At 44.1% G+C, this 18,433-nt stretch carries 12 protein-coding genes and 5 tRNA genes; 6 read left to right on the top strand and 11 right to left on the bottom strand.

All coding sequences use genetic code 11. The annotated features are described in order from the left end of the window. Nucleotides 1-90: 90 nt before the first annotated feature. The 9 genes from AB6C75_RS02545 to AB6C75_RS02585 all read right to left on the bottom strand — a co-directional run bounded on the left by AB6C75_RS02545 (nt 91) and on the right by AB6C75_RS02585 (nt 7,254). Nucleotides 91-1,029 carry an ABC transporter permease gene (locus tag AB6C75_RS02545; protein ID WP_004735541.1) on the bottom strand — a complete coding sequence of 313 codons (939 nt, stop codon included), beginning with the start codon at nt 1,027-1,029 and terminating at the stop codon, nt 91-93. 2 nt (nt 1,030-1,031) lie between these two features. Then, on the bottom strand, nt 1,032-2,009 hold the full coding sequence (locus tag AB6C75_RS02550) for an ABC transporter permease (RefSeq protein WP_009848074.1): 978 nt from the start codon (nt 2,007-2,009) through the stop codon (nt 1,032-1,034). Nucleotides 2,010-2,190: 181 nt separating this feature from the next. Continuing rightward, nucleotides 2,191-3,744: an ABC transporter substrate-binding protein gene (locus AB6C75_RS02555; protein WP_009848075.1), complete on the bottom strand. Its 1,554-nt coding sequence runs from the start codon at nt 3,742-3,744 to the stop codon at nt 2,191-2,193. A gap of 94 nt (nt 3,745-3,838) precedes the next feature. Beyond that, on the bottom strand, nt 3,839-5,566 hold the full coding sequence (locus tag AB6C75_RS02560) for an ABC transporter ATP-binding protein (protein ID WP_009848076.1): 1,728 nt from the start codon (nt 5,564-5,566) through the stop codon (nt 3,839-3,841). A gap of 1,081 nt (nt 5,567-6,647) precedes the next feature. Beyond that, nucleotides 6,648-6,724, bottom strand: a tRNA-Pro gene (locus tag AB6C75_RS02565). Nucleotides 6,725-6,779: 55 nt separating this feature from the next. Beyond that, nucleotides 6,780-6,855 (bottom strand) — tRNA-His (locus tag AB6C75_RS02570). A gap of 45 nt (nt 6,856-6,900) precedes the next feature. Beyond that, nucleotides 6,901-6,977, bottom strand: a tRNA-Pro gene (locus tag AB6C75_RS02575). Nucleotides 6,978-7,054: 77 nt separating this feature from the next. Further along, a tRNA-His gene (locus AB6C75_RS02580) sits at nt 7,055-7,130 on the bottom strand. Between the two features lie 47 nt (nt 7,131-7,177). Continuing rightward, nucleotides 7,178-7,254 (bottom strand) — tRNA-Arg (locus AB6C75_RS02585). A gap of 297 nt (nt 7,255-7,551) precedes the next feature. On the opposite strand from AB6C75_RS02585, the gene AB6C75_RS02590 reads away from it, so the two are divergent. Next, complete coding sequence (locus tag AB6C75_RS02590) at nt 7,552-7,965, top strand: cytochrome c5 family protein (protein WP_372106747.1); 414 nt, start codon at nt 7,552-7,554, stop codon at nt 7,963-7,965. 86 nt (nt 7,966-8,051) lie between these two features. On the opposite strand, the gene rep is transcribed toward AB6C75_RS02590, so the two are convergent. Next, entirely contained in the window at nt 8,052-10,070 is a 2,019-nt protein-coding gene (rep, locus tag AB6C75_RS02595; protein ID WP_012602966.1) for a DNA helicase Rep, read from the bottom strand. A gap of 151 nt (nt 10,071-10,221) precedes the next feature. Between rep and AB6C75_RS02600 the strand changes: the two genes are divergently transcribed. The 4 genes from AB6C75_RS02600 (at nt 10,222) to ubiK (ending at nt 15,469) form a co-directional block, all read left to right on the top strand. Then, the gene (locus AB6C75_RS02600) at nt 10,222-10,839 is read left to right on the top strand and encodes a TetR/AcrR family transcriptional regulator (RefSeq protein ID WP_009848082.1); all 618 of its coding nucleotides are present in this window, start codon (nt 10,222-10,224) and stop codon (nt 10,837-10,839) included. An 18-nt stretch (nt 10,840-10,857) separates the two neighbouring features. After that, nucleotides 10,858-11,964 (top strand): efflux RND transporter periplasmic adaptor subunit, encoded by a 1,107-nt coding sequence (locus AB6C75_RS02605; RefSeq protein ID WP_372106750.1) that lies wholly within the window; start codon nt 10,858-10,860, stop codon nt 11,962-11,964. Nucleotides 11,965-11,975: 11 nt separating this feature from the next. Then, nucleotides 11,976-15,098 (top strand): multidrug efflux RND transporter permease subunit, encoded by a 3,123-nt coding sequence (locus AB6C75_RS02610; RefSeq protein ID WP_009848084.1) that lies wholly within the window; start codon nt 11,976-11,978, stop codon nt 15,096-15,098. A 119-nt stretch (nt 15,099-15,217) separates the two neighbouring features. Further along, complete coding sequence (gene ubiK, locus AB6C75_RS02615; RefSeq protein ID WP_009848085.1) at nt 15,218-15,469, top strand: ubiquinone biosynthesis accessory factor UbiK; 252 nt, start codon at nt 15,218-15,220, stop codon at nt 15,467-15,469. Between the two features lie 274 nt (nt 15,470-15,743). Here ubiK and ilvC read toward each other — a convergent pair whose 3' ends face one another. Continuing rightward, nucleotides 15,744-17,228 carry a ketol-acid reductoisomerase gene (gene ilvC / locus AB6C75_RS02620; RefSeq protein WP_135383094.1) on the bottom strand — a complete coding sequence of 495 codons (1,485 nt, stop codon included), beginning with the start codon at nt 17,226-17,228 and terminating at the stop codon, nt 15,744-15,746. A 146-nt stretch (nt 17,229-17,374) separates the two neighbouring features. On the opposite strand from ilvC, the gene ilvY reads away from it, so the two are divergent. Further along, on the top strand, nt 17,375-18,265 hold the full coding sequence (gene ilvY / locus AB6C75_RS02625) for an HTH-type transcriptional activator IlvY (protein WP_065679624.1): 891 nt from the start codon (nt 17,375-17,377) through the stop codon (nt 18,263-18,265). The last annotated feature ends 168 nt before the right edge of the window (nt 18,266-18,433 follow it).

Genomic DNA, 18,433 nt, shown 5'->3' on the forward strand with positions numbered 1-18,433 from the left:
AAGTTCCAAATTCATTAAGCAAAAAAAGAGCCGTAATTGCTTACGACTCTTAGTTTAGTGATTTTTTTTACTAAAAATCAAACTGAACTATCACCCTTTATAGATTTTCGGGTTAAACACGTCACGTAACCAGTCGCCTAGTAGGTTGATAACTAGAACCAATGTCACCAAAAGCACACCTGGGAATGCAGTGATCCACCATGCTCCTGAGAAGATGTAGTTAAAACCAGTACTAATCAGAGCACCCAGTGAGGGTTGGTCGACTGGAAGGCCTAAACCTAGGAAAGAAAGTGCCGCTTCTGACATGATGGCATTTGCCACCTGTACTGTAGAGATAACCAAAATCGGTGATAAACAGTTAGGCAGAATATGACGGAACATGATACGAGGTGCTCTAAAGCCCATCACACGTGCCGCTTCTACGTACTCTTTCTTCTTCTCTGCTAATACTGATGCACGAATAGTACGCGCATACTGCGGCCATTCTGCGATACCAATGATCACCACCAGCATCACCACAGCGTATTGTGCATAAAAATCACTACCGAAACTTGCCTTAAAGATGGCCGAGACAATGATCGCAACCATCATGGTTGAGAACGAAAGCTGAACATCTGCGAAGCGCATCAAGAAGCTATCAATACGGCCACCGAAGTAACCTGCAGACAAGCCAATGATAATACCAAGCGTCAGTTGTAGACCTACCGCTAAGAAACCAATGGTCAGTGATAGACGAGAACCGTAAAGCATAGTCGATAAAATATCACGGCCTTGCTCATCCGTTCCTAACAAGAAACGTTCTTCGCCGTCTTCCATCCATGATGGTGGCAGCTCTGAGTCCATGATATCAATCGATGTCACGTCGTACGGGTCTGTTGGCGCTAGGATAGGTGCAGCTAGAGCCATCACCAAGAAGATTGAGAAAATGGCGAAGCTCACCATTGCCACTTTGTCGCGTAAGAAGTAATACACAATGTCAGATTGCTTAAAACGTTCCCAGCGAGACGGCACTGTCGATGTCTGTTCCATGATTATGCTCCTTTCCCTGTGATGTTAACGGTTGGGTTGATAACACCGTAAAGCAAATCAACAATCGTGTTAGTCACGACGAAAATAAGACCAACAAAAATAACGTATGCGGTAATCAGCGGAGTATCCACTCGGTTAATCGCTTCTAAGAATAAGAAACCTGTACCTGGCCACTGGAAAACCGTCTCAGTAAGAATGGTGTATGCCACCATAGTACCAATCTGAACACCACCAACGGTAAGTACCGGTAGCATGGTGTTTTTCAATGCATGTTGGTAATAGATTTTGTTTAGCGCTAGGCCTTTCGCTTTACCAAACTTAATGTATTCAGAACTTAGAACTTCTAGCATTTCAGAACGAACTAGACGAATAAACAGCGGCAGCATGATAGATGCCAGAGCAATACTCGGCAGAACTAAGTGTGCAAGGCCATCTAGCGTTAAGAAGCCAGACTCCCAACCAAACCAGTTGGCCGTATCACCACGTCCAAATGACGGCAGCCAACCGAGCTCAATAGAGAACACATACATCAGCATGATTGCAGTTAAGAAAACAGGAACCGAGATACCGACACTACTGCCTGCCATAATCAATTTGGTAAAAAAGCTTTTTGGGTGAATAGCAGAGTAAACGCCGAGTGGGATCGACATACAAACAATAATTAAAGAAGCACCAAATACCAGCTCCAGAGTCGCCACTAGTTTATCTAGAATCACATCAACTGCAGGTCGCTTAAAGAAGTATGAAGTACCAAGATCACCCTGTAGAGCTGCGCCTACAAAGCGAGAGTATTTTGTAACGAAGGGATCATTTAAGCCGAGTTCATCGCGTAGCGCTTGACGCTCCGCCTCTGAAACAGATTGACCGACTAACTCACGTAACGGGTCGCCCAGGTTATCCTGAATGGCAAACGCCACCAAACTGATCACAAACATCACTATCAGTGCCTGAAACAGGCGCTTGACCAGAAACGTAACCATTCCTTGCCCCTTATCTATCCATGACTATCTAATCGAAATCCGCGACTAGACAACAAAAAAATTCAGTCTTAAAAAAGGTATTTAGCCAGACTGAAGGAAGACCAAATACCGAAACTTAAATCTATATCTTAATAATATTGAGAGCCTGAAAGCTTCAGGCTCTCGATTCTAGCAAGCTAGATTATTTTACAACTAGGTCGCCGAAGTAAGGCATAACCATTGGGTTTACTACGTCTGCTGCACCTACGTTAGATTTCGCGCCCCACGCTTCACTCTGCCAGTGTAGAGGAACGAAGACTGCATCGTTGTAAAGTGTTGCTTCAACGCCTTTCAGCATCTTAGAACGCTTAACTGGGTCAGTTTCAGTGTTAGAAGCTTCTACAATCGCATCCATTTCTGGGTTTGAGTAGCCAGAACAGTTGTATTGACCACGGCCAGTCTCTTCGTTGCGAGTCATTGTTAAGAACTCGTTGAAGTTAGCTGAATCTTCAGTATCTGAGTGCCAGCCGATCATCATCATGTCTGCTGAACATAGGTCAAATTCTGGCCAGTACTGTGCTTTAGGCATTGTCTTAAGATCAACTTTGATACCAATCTTAGACAGCATTGCCGCAGACGCTTGCGCTACTTTCGCATCGTTCACGTAACGGTTGTTAGGCGCTGCCATCGTTAGTGTAAAGCCATCTTCGTAGCCCGCTTCTTTCATCAGCTCTTTCGCTTTTTTCAGATCGTAACGAGGAACGAGATCTTCGTTGTGACCCGCGTAGCCTGTTGGGCTCTGCTGACCAGCAGCTGTCGCGAAACCTTTCATGATTTTCTTAACAATACCTTCATTGTTAATCGCATGAACGATTGCTTGACGAACGCGCACATCTTTCAGTGCTTCGTTGCTGTTTTGGTTCATTTGGAACGTAATGATACGAGTACCAGGTAGCGTTACTAGATCGATGTTCTTAGCTTTTTTAACACGCTTGTGATCGTTTGGCGCAACAGGGTGAATCATATCAACGTCGCCAGAAAGAAGTGCTGCTACACGCGTTGCATCTTCTTTGATTGGCACAAGTGTTAGCTTGTCTACGTTACCTTCAGTTTCTGTGTCCCAGTAATCGTTGAAACGCTCGAACGTTACTTTAACGCCTTGCTCACGCTGCGTTACGATAAATGGACCAGTACCAGAAACGTTAGTCGAAGCAAACGAGTTACCGTGCTTAACTAGCTCAGATTTGTCATTACCTTCCGCTGTTTGACCAGAGTAAAACTTGCTGTCCATTGGGAAGATGTAGGTTGCTGTTTGTAGTACTAGTGGGTAAGCCGCTTTTGATACTAGCTCAACTGTGTAGTCATCCACTTTTACCATTTTTTCGTATGGCGTGAAGATAGACTTAAAGTCTGGAGAAGCTTGTAGACGTTCAAAAGTCCACACAACATCATCAGCAGTCAGTTCGTTACCAGAGTGGAATTTCACGCCTTTACGTAAGTTAAAGCGGAAAGTCGTTTCATCAACACGCTCCCAGCTAGATGCTAGGCGGCCTTCAAAATCCATCTCTTGAGTGAAACGTACTAGAGGGTCAAACACCATGTGAGACATTTGCAGTGTGCCACCAGACAGCTGCTCGTGCGGGTCAAGTGATACCGGGTCAGCTGCGTAGCCAACGGTAATATCTGCTGCTGCTGCACTAAAGCTTAGGCCAGCTGCCATTAAAGCTACTGCTAATTTGCTTTTCATGGTTTTCATTGCATAACTCCTTCATGCGGGAATCCAGATCCCTAGTTGTTGTATTTGCGTCTGTTTATTGTTTTTAGCAAGCTAAACTCCAGCCTGCTGATTTTTATACCGCGGCTTGTGCCACTGCTTTTTCTTCTCTTAAACCTGTAAATTCAGGCATTAAAGAAATTAGGTGTTTGCTGTATTCATGCTGAGGCGATTGGAATAGCTGCTCAGTTGGCGCTACTTCCAATAGTTCTCCCATTTGCATCACACCAACACGATCACACATTTGGCGAATAACCGGTAAATCGTGACTGATGAACAGCATGGTTAGGTTGAGTTCGTCTTGTAAATCTTTTAATAGGTTAAGGATCTGAGCCTGAACCGACACATCCAGCGCCGAGGTAGGTTCATCACAAATCAAAAGACGTGGACGAGTTGCCAAGGCGCGAGCGATAGAAATACGCTGACGTTGGCCACCTGAGAATTCGTGTGGGTATTTAACCCCAGCCATCTTGCCTAAACCAACGTGCTCTAGCAGGTCGTTAACGATCTGACGAGTTTCATTCTCGTTACGCGTCAGTTTATGGAATCGGATCGGCTCAGCAATGATGTCGAATATCTTCATTCGAGGGTTCATTGATGTATAAGGGTTTTGGAAAACCATCTGCATTTGACGACGCATTGGGCGACGTTCTTTTTCAGATTTAAGTCCCGTAAGATCAACGCCTTCAAACGTTACCTTACCTGAGTTAGGTGCGTACAAACCAGCAATCACACGAGCAATCGTTGATTTACCCGAACCAGATTCACCAACAAGACCAAAAGTTTCACCTTCGTGTACTTCAAAGCTCACGTTGTTTGACGCCTGAACGTACTCACGACGACTCTCAAAGAAAGAATCCTTGGTAGTAAAGCGCAAGTTTACGTTTTCAACATTCAACAGTGGACCAGTGTAATCACGGTGGTCTTGGCTTTGACCTAACCAGTGGTTTTTCACATCAAGTGGTTCCATCTCATGTGCTTCTTCGATGTAGCTCACAAGAGGAAAACGATCAAGTTTACGATCTGAACGCGGAACCGCGGAGATAAGACTGTGCGTGTAAGGGTGTTCAGGAGTACCAAGGACTTTCGCCGTCGGACCAAACTCAACCAAATCACCACGATACATAACGGCTACGCGATCGGTAACATTAGATACCACACCCATGTCGTGTGTGACCAACATACAACCTACATTCTTCTTAATACATAGGTCGCGAATCAAACCCAAGATCTGGTCTTGAATAGAAACATCCAGTGCGGTTGTTGGTTCATCAGCGATGATTAGGTCAGGTTCTCCTGCCAGTGCGATCGCGATAACAACACGCTGACGCATACCGCCAGAGAATTGGTGTGGGTACTGCTTTAAACGGTTTTCTGGTTGCGGAATACCAACTTGGTTCATCAAATCTAATGAGCGCTGGTAGGCTTCTTGATCCGAAACCTTCATGTTGGCATGAATCGTCTCTTTTAACTGCTGTTCTACTGTGAATAGAGGGTTAAGAGAAGTCATTGGATCTTGGAAGATAAAACCAATCTTTGAGCCGCGAACAGAACGCATCTGTTCAGGAGATAAGCCTGAAACTTTTTCACCGTCCAGAAATACCTCGCCGCTAGCAATGCGACCAGGAGGGCTCAGCAAATCGATCACAGCATTACCTACTGTTGATTTGCCTGCACCAGACTCGCCTACAACGCCAACAATCTCACCACGTTCAATGTTGAACGAAAGTGATTTCACTGCGGCGTGAACTCCATGACGAGATGGGTATTCGATACGAAGATTTTTTACTTCTAAAAGTGACATTACCAGACCTCTACTGCTTTGGCAGCTTTCTGCCCTGTCTGCAAAATTGAATCCATTCTTACCAGAATATTGTTCTGATATTTTATACGGTTGACAATTTGGCAAATAATTCACAGAAAAGCAACAAAAATAGGATAAAAAGTCGACATTAAACGCTTAGCAAGTAAAAATACCACATAAGTATTCACTCGAATAGCATATAGTAATGAAAACCAGCATTATATTTCCAATAATAAATACTCACAAACCCCTTACTACTGCGTACTTGTAGAGTTAAACATATCATTCAAAGCACATATCCCCACCAATCACCAAGATCAAATAATTATTCCAAAAAACAATTAACACTATAGAAACAAACGCTAACTTTACCAATTTAAGCAAACAAAATAACCAGATAAAACCAACCCAACAACATATTCAACCATATGATTTTTTTGATAAATACAAACAAGAAAAACGAAAGATTTAATAAATCAAAGGATTTTTTAAACAACAAGATTCGAAGAAATCTGTCAAATACAGGCCTTAGAGAACATATTTAACGTCAAATTTCACTTTTCATAAAAATCCTTAGACCAAACCTATTAATTTGTCGAATGATTGGTGGTGAGTTTTATATAAAATTAGATATCGATCTGCACATTTGATAAAGCAAACTGCTCCGTATAAGCACCATAATGGAGATAAAGGGTAAAAGCCTATCTTATTGTATGGAAGGAGGAGATTTACGGAGGTGACATCAGGCAAGATGTCGAAGCGGTTGAGGTCCCAGCATTAAAAATTGAGGATTACTGAAATGAGAGATGTAAAAAAGCCCCGTCATTCCTGACACGGACGGCTAGTTGAGGCTTCTTAAGGTGGCCAGTGAAGAGACATCCTTTGAACATCAGGCGAACCCCACTTGGGTTCCAATCTAGTGATCTACAGATAAAAAAAAGCTCATCATTTCTGATGAGCTTTCTTAAAGGCGGTCAGTGAAGAGACATTCTTTGAACATCAGGCGAACCCCCACTCTGTTCAAGTTATCTAAATTTCAGATGCAAAAAAGCCCTAGTCTTTCGACTAGGGCTTCTTAAGGTGGTCGGTGAAGAGGGATTCGAACCCCCGACCCTCTGGTCCCAAACCAGATGCGCTACCAAGCTGCGCTATTCACCGAGACGTTTCGTTTGATTTCTCAAACAGGGAACTTCAATGAAGTTACCAAAATTAATGGGGTGGCTAACGAGATTCGAACTCGCGACCACCGGAATCACAATCCAGGGCTCTACCAACTGAGCTATAGCCACCACTAATCTTTTATATAACCGCTTAAAAAGCGATTATTGAAATAGTGGTCGGTGAAGAGGGATTCGAACCCCCGACCCTCTGGTCCCAAACCAGATGCGCTACCAAGCTGCGCTATTCACCGACTAATTTCGTATCGACTCTTGGGAATAATGAATCAACACTGGAAGCCGAAGCTACCGATATTTTGTAAAGAAAGAATGGGGTGGCTAACGAGATTCGAACTCGCGACCACCGGAATCACAATCCAGGGCTCTACCAACTGAGCTATAGCCACCATTATTTCTTTTTGCCAATTCTCACTTACCTAAGTAAGAGACCGGATGGCGCGCCTGAAAGGATTCGAACCTTCGGCCTTTGGCTCCGGAGGCCAACGCTCTATCCAGCTGAGCTACAGGCGCACGCCCTGTCGGCGGAGTGGAATAATACGTATATCACCTTATGCCGTCTAGTACTTTTTTAACTTTTTTTTCTGTTTGGTCTCTTTTTCGACAGTTAATATGTGATAAACCCCTTATTTGAGTACTACAACCCACCGCAGCTTATAAGTTGTTGTTTATTGCAACAACTTATCGGGATATAATCACCCATTATTTACATTGGTTTAACAGTTGCTCTTTGCTGATAAAGCCAAAACACCCTTCCAACACTATAAATTGGTAAGCATGTACTTACCTTGGGAATGTAAAGTGAGTTTAATGGATATGTCTCGTCGAATTTTAAGCGTTGTCATCGCAGTTTTAACCTTTTCAACTGGCGCTATGGCTTCAGGCCTAAGCGAAGCAAAGCAAGATGCTATTGCTGAACGCATCAAACCAGTTGGCCAAGTTTACCTAGTCGGCAGCGAGCCAGTAGTCGCAGAACCAACAGGCCCTCGTGATGGCGCAGCAGTTTACGGTACCTTTTGTATCGCTTGTCACGCATCTGGCGTAAGTGGCGCACCTAAAACAGGAGATGCTGGTGACTGGGGTCCTCGTATTGCCCAAGGTCGCGACATCCTAGCTGACCACGCAATCAACGGCTTCAATGCTATGCCAGCGAAAGGTTCATGTATGGACTGTTCCGACGACGAAATCAAAGATGCTATCGAGCACATGATTGCCGGCCTGTAATTTGCCGATCTGTAATTAAAAATACCAAATTCAAAAAAGGTGACCTCATGGTCACCTTTTTATTGGTCTCGATTTAGAGCCAAACATCACTTCTTATTGAACATCGCACGAATGTTGGCAATGTGTGCCTGCCCTTTCTCCATTCGTTCTTCTGCTGATTGAGGCTTCTTCACGCTTTCCCACTCCACATCTTCATGCGGCAGTTCATCAAGGAATCGGCTTTGTGTTGGCTTTATCAATTCGCCATACTGACGACGTTCACGACACTTAGTGAAGGTCAGCTCTTTCTGCGCTCGAGTAATCCCTACATACATAAGACGACGTTCTTCTTCTACGTTACCTTCATCGACACTGGTTTGGTGTGGCAAGATACCCTCTTCGGCTCCCATCAGGAACACATACGGAAACTCTAGGCCTTTCGATGCGTGCAATGTCATTAATTGAACTTGGTCTGCATCGTCATCATCTTCACCACGCTCCATCATGTCACGTAGCGTTAAACGTTGAACCACCTCTCGTAGGGTCTTCTCTTCTTTGTCGTAGTTGTCACCCTCAAGGTCAGCAACGATCCAACTATAAAGATCAGAAACGTTCTTCATTCTCATCTCTGCAGCTTTCGGGCTTGCCGAGGTTTCGTACAACCAATCTTCATAGTTAATATCACGAACCAATGAGCGTACAGCCTCAACGGTATTGCCACGTTCAGCATTATCAGAAATACGAACAATCCAATCGCTGAAACGGCGCAGGTTTTCTAAACCACGACCAGTCAAAGTTTGCTCTAAACCCATCTCAAAGCTGGCTTCAAACAAGCTCTTGCCACGCATGTTGGCGTAGCTGCCTAACTTCTCAAGCGTCACCGGGCCAATCTCACGACGTGGTGTGTTTACAATACGTAGAAACGCGTTGTCATCATCAGGGTTCACCAACACGCGGAGGTAAGCCATGATGTCTTTAATCTCAGCTCTAGCGAAGAAAGAGGTACCGCCAGAAATTTTGTAAGGCACACGGTTCTGCATCAACGCTTTTTCAATCAAGCGAGATTGGTGGTTACCACGGTACAGCACTGCGTAATCTTTATATTCTGTGCGATTCAAAAACTTGTGAGCGATGATCTCACCTGTAATACGCTCTGCTTCATGCTCTTCATTCTTAGCATTCAATACCTTGAGCTTTTCACCGTCCGGGATCTCAGAGAACAGTGACTTTTCATAAACGTGTGGGTTATTAGCGATCAAGATATTCGCTGCACGCAAAATTCGACTCGTTGAGCGGTAGTTCTGCTCTAGTTTGATCAAGCGTAAGTTCGGGTAATCCTCACCTAACAGCACCAAGTTTTGCGGTTTTGCACCACGCCAAGAGTAAATAGATTGGTCATCGTCACCTACGACCGTCAAACGACCACGCTCTCCCACAAGCAGACGCACCAATTCATACTGGCTGGTGTTGGTATCTTGATACTCATCGACAAGTAAATAGCGAATACGAGACTGCCAGCGCTCGCGCACTTCTTGATTGGTTTTCAGAAGTAATACTGGCATCGCAATCAGATCATCAAAATCGAGCGCGTTGTATGCCTTCATCTGTTTCTGGTACATCTCAAAACAGAATGCAAACAACTGCTCTTGTTCGCCTTGAGCTCGAGCTTTCGCCTGATCTGGCGTCAGCATGTCATTCTTCCAATTCGAAATAGTGCTCATTAAAGCACGCAGCAGGTCCTTATCACCATCGATCTGTCTCTCTGTTAGCTCTTTTAATAGCGCCAACTGGTCTTGGTCATCAAATAGAGAGAAACCCGCTTTCAGACCCAGCGCTTTGTATTCACGACGAATGATAGTTAAGCCCATGGTATGAAAAGTCGAAACGATCAGGCCTTTCGATTCACCTTTACCCAGAGTTTGCCCCACACGTTCTTTCATCTCGCGTGCCGCTTTATTGGTAAAAGTTACCGCTGCAATATTGCGTGCCTTGTAACCACACTCTTGAACCAAGTAAGCAATCTTATTCGTGATAACACGTGTTTTACCAGATCCAGCGCCTGCTAATACTAAACAGGGGCCCGAAACATATTTCACGGCTTCATCTTGTCTTGGGTTCAGTTTCATTTGGTTCTCAATTTGGTCTATCGGGGCGAATTCAATTGCGCGCCTATAATAATGCTGCAACACCTCGAATGCTACGCTCTCTTATGCAAGAATTTTATATCACATATGAAAAACTATGTTGCACTTATGTATGGGTCTTAGGCTATAATGAATGAACGTTCATTCATTAGTGAGTATATTATCACTGTCTGGTTTTTATTCTATGATAGATAAAAGACAACAAATTATAGATGCCGCCGAAAAACTGATTGCTGAATCAGGCTTTCACGGACTTTCTATGCATAAACTAGCTAAAGAAGCAGGAGTTGCGGCTGGAACTATTTATCGCTACTTCTCAGACAAAGAAGAACTATTACAACAAGTTCGCTTAGCTGTCACTCAACGAAATGCTGGTTTAATTCAGCAAGGCGTTGAAGATTCGATGAGTCTAAAAGAACGATTTAGAAAAATGTGGCTCAACATTTTCGAGCTCTCGGGATCAAACATCTGCAATTTAAAGAATAGAGCTCAATACGACTCTTTACCTTGTATTCGCAGCCATGAGACCAAAGAGATTGAACGAAAAATGTTCCACAAAATAGATCAACTCTTTACTGAAGGTAGAGAGCAAGGGGTGTTTAAGCCTCTAGAAAACCCTGTTTTAGCAGCACTTAGCTTAGAAGTCAGTGTCACGCTGGCCCGTAAGCAATCTCTTGGATATTACCAACTTGATAAAAAAGCCATTGAAGCGGCGATTGAAGCAAGTTGGGATGCGATTATTACACACTAATTTGGAGTTCTAACTAGAATGAAAAAGTGGACTTTCTTCATGTTACTCATCGCTGTACTACTTTTCGGCAGCGTTATTGGGTTTAACATGTTTAAACAACAAAAAATTGCTGAGTTTATGGCTAACCGACCTGAGCCAGAGTTTCCAGTAACGGTAACAGAAGTTCAACCTATCGACTGGGTTCCAGTAATCGAAGTTATCGGCTTCATCGAACCTAACCAAGGTGTAACACTAGCGAACGAAACCAGCGGTGTTATTGACCAAATCTCTTTTGGTTCTGGTACTGATGTTAAAAATGACCAACTTCTTGTTCGTCTTGATTCCGGCGTAGAAAAGGCAAATCTAAAGAGCTCTGAAGCTCGCCTGCCTGCGGCAAAAGCAAAATACAAACGCTACCAAGGTCTTTTTAAGAAAGGTTCTATTTCTAAAGAAGCATACGATGAAGCAGAAGCAAACTTCTATTCTCTATCTGCTGATATTGAAAGCCTAAAAGCATCTATCGAACGTCGTGAAATTCGTGCTCCTTTCGATGGAAAAGTGGGCATTCGTAACGTTTACCTAGGTCAATACCTGCAATCAGGTACGGATATCGTTCGTTTAGAAGATACCAGTGTCATGCGCCTGCGCTTCACGGTTTCTCAAACTGATATCTCTCGCATCCATGTGGGTCAAGCTATCGACATCTTTGTTGATGCCTACCCAGAGAAGCCATTTGAAGGTTCTATCAGTGCCATCGAACCAGCAGTAAGCATCCAAAGTGGTCTTATCCAAGTTCAAGCAGATATTCCAAACAATGATGGCAAGCTTCGTAGCGGTATGTTCGCTCGTGCTAACATCATTCTGCCTAAGCTAGAGAACCAAGTTACTCTTCCTCAAACAGCGATTACTTTCACTCTATATGGTGACAATGTTTACATCTTAACTGAAGAAGACGGAGTTCAGCGTGTTGCTCAACATGTTGTAAAAGTAGGTGAGCGTACGGCTGATATTGCACACATCCTTGATGGTGTAAAAGCTGGCGATACAGTTGTAACTTCTGGCCAAGTACGCCTAAGTAACGGCGCCAAAGTTAAAGTTGTTGAAAGTGATGCGATCACTCCACCATCTGAAACACCTAAGCTGTAACTGGAGGCACAATGCGCTTTACTGATGTTTTTATTAAACGTCCAGTTCTAGCGGTATCCATCAGCTTTTTGATTGCTCTGCTTGGCTTACAAGCAATCTTCAAAATGCAGGTGCGTGAATACCCTGAAATGACGAATACCGTGGTGACAGTCTCAACTGGTTACTATGGTGCAAGTGCCGATCTTATCCAAGGCTTTATCACCCAGCCCCTCGAACAGGCTGTGGCTCAAGCGGATAATATCGATTATATGACATCTTCTTCTGTACTAGGTAAATCTACGATTACCGTGAACATGAAGTTGAACACCGACCCGAATGCGGCATTGTCTGACATACTGGCCAAGACAAACTCGGTACGTTCTCAGCTACCTAAAGAGGCTGAAGATCCAACCGTAACCATGTCGACCGGTTCAACAACCGCTGTACTCTATATTGGTTTTACCAGTGACGAATTGGTATCGAGCCAAATTACCGACTATCTAGAGCGTGTAATCAACCCGCAGCTATTTACGGTTAATGGTGTATCTAAAGTTGATCTATATGGTGGTATGAAATACGCACTGCGCGTATGGCTAGACCCATCAAAAATGGCGGCGATTGGTCTGACTGCATCTGATGTAATGACAGTACTGAACGCTAACAACTACCAATCAGCTACGGGTCAAGCGACCGGTGAGTTCGTGCTTTACAACGGCAGTGCCGATACTCAGGTATCAAACACTGAAGAACTAGAGAATCTAGTCGTGAAAAGCGGAGAAGGTGAGATCATTCGCCTATCCGATATCGCGAAGGTTTCTCTTGAGAAAAGTCACGATGTTTACCGAGCAAGTGCTAACGGCCAAGAGGCGGTTGTAGCCGCGATCAATGCGGCGCCAAGTGCGAACCCAATCAACATCGCAGCTGATGTACTGGAACTTCTTCCTCAACTAGAGAAGAACCTACCAAGCAACATCTCAATGAACGTCATGTACGATTCAACTATTGCGATTAACGAGTCAATTCAGGAGGTTATCAAGACTATCCTTGAAGCGGCATTAATCGTATTGATCGTAATTACCTTATTCTTAGGTTCATTCCGAGCGGTACTGATCCCTATTATTACTATCCCACTGTCTTTGATTGGTGTGGCAATGGTAATGCAGGCAATGGGTTTCTCTTGGAATCTAATGACACTATTGGCAATGGTACTTGCCATCGGTCTAGTGGTAGATGATGCGATCGTAGTACTTGAGAACGTCGACAGGCATATCAAGCTCGGCGAGTCCCCTTTCCGTGCAGCGATTATCGGTACCCGAGAAATTGCGGTGCCTGTTATCGCAATGACGTTAACGCTAGGTGCGGTATATGCTCCAATTGCGATGATGGGTGGTATTACAGGCTCGCTATTTAAAGAGTTTGCATTAACCCTAGCTGGTTCGGTTTTCGTATCAGGTATTGTGGCACTAACGCTCTCGCCAATGATGTGTTCAAAAATGCTGAAAGCTCACGCTGAACCAAGCAAGTTTGAGCAGAAAGTTCATAGCGTGCTGGATGGCATGACTAACCGTTACGAGCGTATGCTTGGTGCGGTAATGCAACATCGTCCAGTATTTATTGGTTTTGCTATCATCGTATTTGCAAGTTTACCGTTGTTGTTCAAATTCATCCCTAGTGAGCTAGCACCTTCAGAAGATAAAGGTGTAATCATGTTGATGGGTACAGCACCGTCGAATGCAAACTTAGACTTCATGCAAAATACCATGAACGACGTAAACCAGATTCTGTCTGATCAGCCAGAAGTTGCTTACGCACAGGTATTTACAGGTGTGCCAAATGCAAACCAAGCATTTGGTATCGCGTCTATGGTTCCTTGGAGCGAACGTGAAGCAAGCCAATCAGACGTAGCAAACCGCGTTGGTAATTTGGTGAAAGATGTTCCAGGAATGGCGGTAACTGCATTCCAAATGCCAGAACTACCAGGTGCTGGTTCAGGCCTTCCAATTCAGTTTGTCATAACAACGCCAAACAGTTTTGAAAGCTTGTTCCAAATTACCACAGACATTCTGGCTGATGTATCTTCAAACCCGTTGTTCGTATATTCAGATCTCGACCTGAACTACGACTCAGCAACCATGAAGATCAACATCGACAAGGATAAAGCGGGCGCATACGGTGTGACCATGCAAGATATCGGTATCACGCTCGGCACCATGATGTCAGATGGCTACGTAAACCGTATCGACTTAAATGGCCGTTCTTACGAGGTAATTCCTCAAGTTGAACGTAAATTCCGTTTGAACCCGGAGTCAATGAACAACTACTACGTACGTGCTGCAGACGGCAACGCTGTACCACTAGGCAGTTTGATTACGATTGATGTTGTGGCAGAGCCTCGCTCTCTTCCTCACTTCAACCAATTGAACTCGGCTACGATTGGTGCGGTACCGGCTCCAGGCGCTGCAATGGGTGATGCAATTGCGTGGTTTGAAGACACGGCAGCGAATAAGCTTCCAAGTGGCTACAACCATGACTACATGGGTGAAGCACGCCAATACGTAACAGAAGGTAGCGCACTTTACGCGACCTTTGGTTTAGCTCTGGCAATCATCTTCTTGGTATTGGCGATTCAGTTTGAATCACTGAAAGACCCACTGGTTATCATGGTATCTGTACCACTGGCGATCTGTGGTGCCCTAATAGCTCTGGCTTGGGGCGCGGCAACGATGAACATCTACTCGCAAGTTGGTTTGATCACCTTAGTCGGCCTGATTACCAAGCACGGTATCTTGATTTGTGAGGTAGCGAAAGAAGAGCAGCTGCACAATCAAAAAACTCGTATTGAAGCGGTAATGGAAGCAGCGAAGGTTCGTCTTCGCCCAATCCTGATGACAACGGCTGCGATGATCGCGGGTCTAATCCCACTGATGTACGCAAGTGGTGCGGGTGCGGCTCAGCGTTTCAGTATTGGTATCGTAATCGTTGCTGGTTTAGCAATTGGTACTCTCTTCACGCTATTTGTACTGCCTGTGATTTACAGCTACTTGGCTGAAAAACACAAACCTCTACCTGTATTTGTTGAAGACAAAGACCTAGAAAAACTAGCTCGCGTCGATGAAGCAAAAGCAGCGCACAGAGAATTAGCTGATAATAAGTAATCACTAAGTCGTAATAACAATAAAAAGGCTACTTCGGTGGCCTTTTTTTGTACGCCATAGGCGACATCGCAAGTGTGATTAAATAGAATAGTGGTAAATATTCAGGAGTTTTAATTGATATGTTTGATCCAAAAAAACTAGAGCAGATTGCTAAGCAGATCCACGATTCTATGCCTCAACCAGTAAAAGAGCTTGGTTCAGATGTAGATCAAAAAGTTCGCCAGGTTATCCAAGGCCAACTGAACAAGCTAGACGTTGTAAGCCGTGAAGAGTTTGATGTTCAAACACAAGTACTACTGCGCACTCGCCAAAAGCTGACTGAAATGGAACAAAAGCTAGCGGACTTAGAAGCAAAGATTGCCGACAAGTAAGCGTAAAGAAAGAAAACTGAAAGGGTTGGTGTTAAAGCACCAACCCTTTTGTATTTCTGAAGATCAATCAAGAACTGAAAGTCGACGAAGACTGAACAAACAATGTTCATTTTATTGATTTTTAAGACTTTGTTACTAAAAGCAAAAAGGCTTGGTCAACGGCGAACAAGCCTTTTCATTAGATGTTGTGTTGCTTATTTATAACTCCATCCAGTAAGGAGCTAGTGATACTGCTTTGCTTTTTCTACAAATTTATCAGTATCTAAGCGACTAATTAACCGCCTACAGCGATACGCTTCATGTCGCTCATGTAGCTGCGTAGCTCTTCACCAATGTACTCGACAGGGTGGTTACGGATAGTTTCGTTTACTTCAATTAGCTTAGCGTTATCAACTTGGTTAGATGTTTCACCTAGACCACGGCCGATTACGTCTGTTGCTACTGAAGGCATGAACTTCTCACGTAGTAGCGGTGTTGCTACGTTAGCGAATAGGTAGTTACCGTACTCAGCAGTATCAGAGATTACAACGTTCATTTCGTAAAGACGCTTACGAGCAACTGTGTTTGCGATTAGTGGAAGCTCATGTAGAGATTCGTAGTAAGCCGACTCATCGATGATACCAGATGCAGTCATAGCTTCGAATGCTAGCTCAACACCAGCACGAACCATAGCAACCATTAGGATACCGTTGTCGAAGTACTCTTGCTCTGAGATTTCTACGTCAGAAGCTGGGTAGTTTTCGAATGCCGTTTCGCCGGTCTCTTCACGCCAGCCTAGTAGGTTCACGTCATCGTTCGCCCAGTCAGCCATCATTGTGCTAGAGAAGTGACCAGAGATGATGTCATCCATGTGCTTGTTGTAAAGCGGACGCATTAGATCTTTTAGCTCTTCAGAAAGCTCAAACGCTTTAACTTTAGCAGGGTTAGATAGACGGTCCATCATGTGAGTTACGCCACCAAACTTAAGTGCTTCAGTAATCGTTTCCCAACCGTATTGTAGAAGTTTACCTGCGTAGCCTGGTTCGATGCCATCAGCAATCATCTTCTCGTAAGATACGATAGAACCTGCTTGTAGCATGCCACATAGAATAGTTTGCTCCCCCATAAGGTCAGATTTAACTTCAGCTACGAATGAAGACTCTAGGCAACCTGCACGGTGACCACCAGTACCTGCAGCCCAAGCTTTAGCGATATCCCAGCCTTCACCTTTAGGGTCATTTTCTGGGTGAACAGCGATCAGTGTTGGAACACCGAAACCACGCTTGTACTCTTCACGTACTTCAGAGCCTGGACACTTAGGTGCAACCATTACAACGGTAAGGTCAGCACGTAATTGCATGCCTTCTTCAACAACGTTGAAACCATGAGAGTAACCAAGAGCAGCACCTTCTTTCATTAGAGGCATTACTGTCTCAACAACATTAGTGTGTTGCTTGTCGGGAGTAAGGTTAATAACTAGGTCTGCTTGAGGGATTAGCGTTTCGTAGCTACCAACTACAAAGCCGTTTTCGTCAGCATTCTTGAATGATTGACGCTTCTCATCAATTGCAGCTTGGCGTAGAGCGTAAGATACGTCTAGACCAGAATCACGCATGTTTAGACCTTGGTTCAGACCTTGAGCACCACAGCCAACAATGACGATCTTCTTACCTTCAAGGTATTCAGCTTCAGTCGTAAATTCTTCACGATCCATGAAACGGCAGCGACCTAATTGGTCTAGTTGCTCACGAAGGTTTAATGTATTGAAATAGTTAGCCATTGTAGGGCACTCCTTTAAAAATAAGTCCGTAAGGTCGATATCTCTCTATCGAATGACTTCATACTAAAACAGACACTCCGTTGCTGAAAGTGATATATTCACAATTAGTTATTGCAATAAATGCAACATGGAAACGATCGCAAAACATGAACATAAAATCTCTACAATTATTTATACATTTATGTGATAGCAAGAGTTTCAGCAAAACAGCTGCTGCTATGCACGTCAGTCCTTCTGCCCTTAGTCGTCAAATACAAAAGCTTGAGGAAGAAACAGGGCAAGAACTGCTTATCAGGGATAATCGAAGTGTTGACCTCACACCAGCAGGGAAACATCTGTTGCCTGTGGCATTGAGCATCGTTGGCGAGTGGCAGCAATATAATCTCCACCTAAAAGGCGGAGAACAGGAGCTCAAGGGTGAGATCCGCATTTTCTGTTCCGTAACAGCAAGCTACAGTCACCTTCCTGAACTCATTACCGAATTCAGGGCTATTCATCCGTATATTGAGTTTAAGCTATCTACCGGTGATCCAGCGCAATCCATCGACAAGATCCTGAATGATGAAGCTGATATTGCTATTTCAGCTAAACCAGATATTTTGCCTTCAAGGTTAGAGTTCGAAACTATTAGCGATATACCACTGTCAGTCATCATCCCATCCGGTGTTAGTAGCTTTAGCCAGCAGCTGCAATCAGAGAAACCAAACTGGAATGAAGTGCCTTTTATCATCCCCGAAGCAGGTACTGCACGAGAACGTGCAAATGCGTGGTTCAAAAAGATGAAGATAAAGCCCAACATTTACGCTCAGGTATCAGGTCATGAAGCTATCGTAAGTATGGTTGCTCTTGGCTGTGGGGTTGGTATCGCTCCAGACGTTGTAATCAACAACAGCCCTGTGAGAGATAAAGTCGATCGTTTAAAAATAGAACCAATCAAACCCTTTGAATTAGGTGTTTGCTGTAAACGATCTCAACTTGAGAACCCACTGATTAGAGCGTTCTGGCAGGTAGCCGAAGGAAAGTATCTCCCTGACTAGTTAACTTTAGATATGCTGGTTAAGAAAATAATAGAGAGAGCACATTAGTGCTCTTTTTGGTTTTTCTAAATAGCAGATATGAAAAAGCCCGCTGATTTCTCAGCGGGCTTTTCAATGGTGGTGGAGGGATAGGGATTTGAACCCTAGAACCGCTATTAACGGTTGCCG

This window comes from Vibrio sp. 10N.237.312.B06, assembly GCF_041464685.1.
Classification (GTDB): Bacteria; Pseudomonadota; Gammaproteobacteria; order Enterobacterales; family Vibrionaceae; genus Vibrio; species Vibrio tasmaniensis_A.

Coding starts and splice junctions, on each gene's coding strand:
- AB6C75_RS02545 (WP_004735541.1), bottom strand. CDS start 1,029: ATGGAACAGACATCGACAGTGCCGTCTCGCTGGGAACGTTTTAAGCAA.
- AB6C75_RS02550 (WP_009848074.1), bottom strand. CDS start 2,009: ATGGTTACGTTTCTGGTCAAGCGCCTGTTTCAGGCACTGATAGTGATG.
- AB6C75_RS02555 (WP_009848075.1), bottom strand. CDS start 3,744: ATGAAAACCATGAAAAGCAAATTAGCAGTAGCTTTAATGGCAGCTGGC.
- AB6C75_RS02560 (WP_009848076.1), bottom strand. CDS start 5,566: ATGTCACTTTTAGAAGTAAAAAATCTTCGTATCGAATACCCATCTCGT.
- AB6C75_RS02590 (WP_372106747.1), top strand. CDS start 7,552: ATGGATATGTCTCGTCGAATTTTAAGCGTTGTCATCGCAGTTTTAACC.
- rep (WP_012602966.1), bottom strand. CDS start 10,070: ATGAAACTGAACCCAAGACAAGATGAAGCCGTGAAATATGTTTCGGGC.
- AB6C75_RS02600 (WP_009848082.1), top strand. CDS start 10,222: ATGAACGTTCATTCATTAGTGAGTATATTATCACTGTCTGGTTTTTAT.
- AB6C75_RS02605 (WP_372106750.1), top strand. CDS start 10,858: ATGAAAAAGTGGACTTTCTTCATGTTACTCATCGCTGTACTACTTTTC.
- AB6C75_RS02610 (WP_009848084.1), top strand. CDS start 11,976: ATGCGCTTTACTGATGTTTTTATTAAACGTCCAGTTCTAGCGGTATCC.
- ubiK (WP_009848085.1), top strand. CDS start 15,218: ATGTTTGATCCAAAAAAACTAGAGCAGATTGCTAAGCAGATCCACGAT.
- ilvC (WP_135383094.1), bottom strand. CDS start 17,228: ATGGCTAACTATTTCAATACATTAAACCTTCGTGAGCAACTAGACCAA.
- ilvY (WP_065679624.1), top strand. CDS start 17,375: ATGAACATAAAATCTCTACAATTATTTATACATTTATGTGATAGCAAG.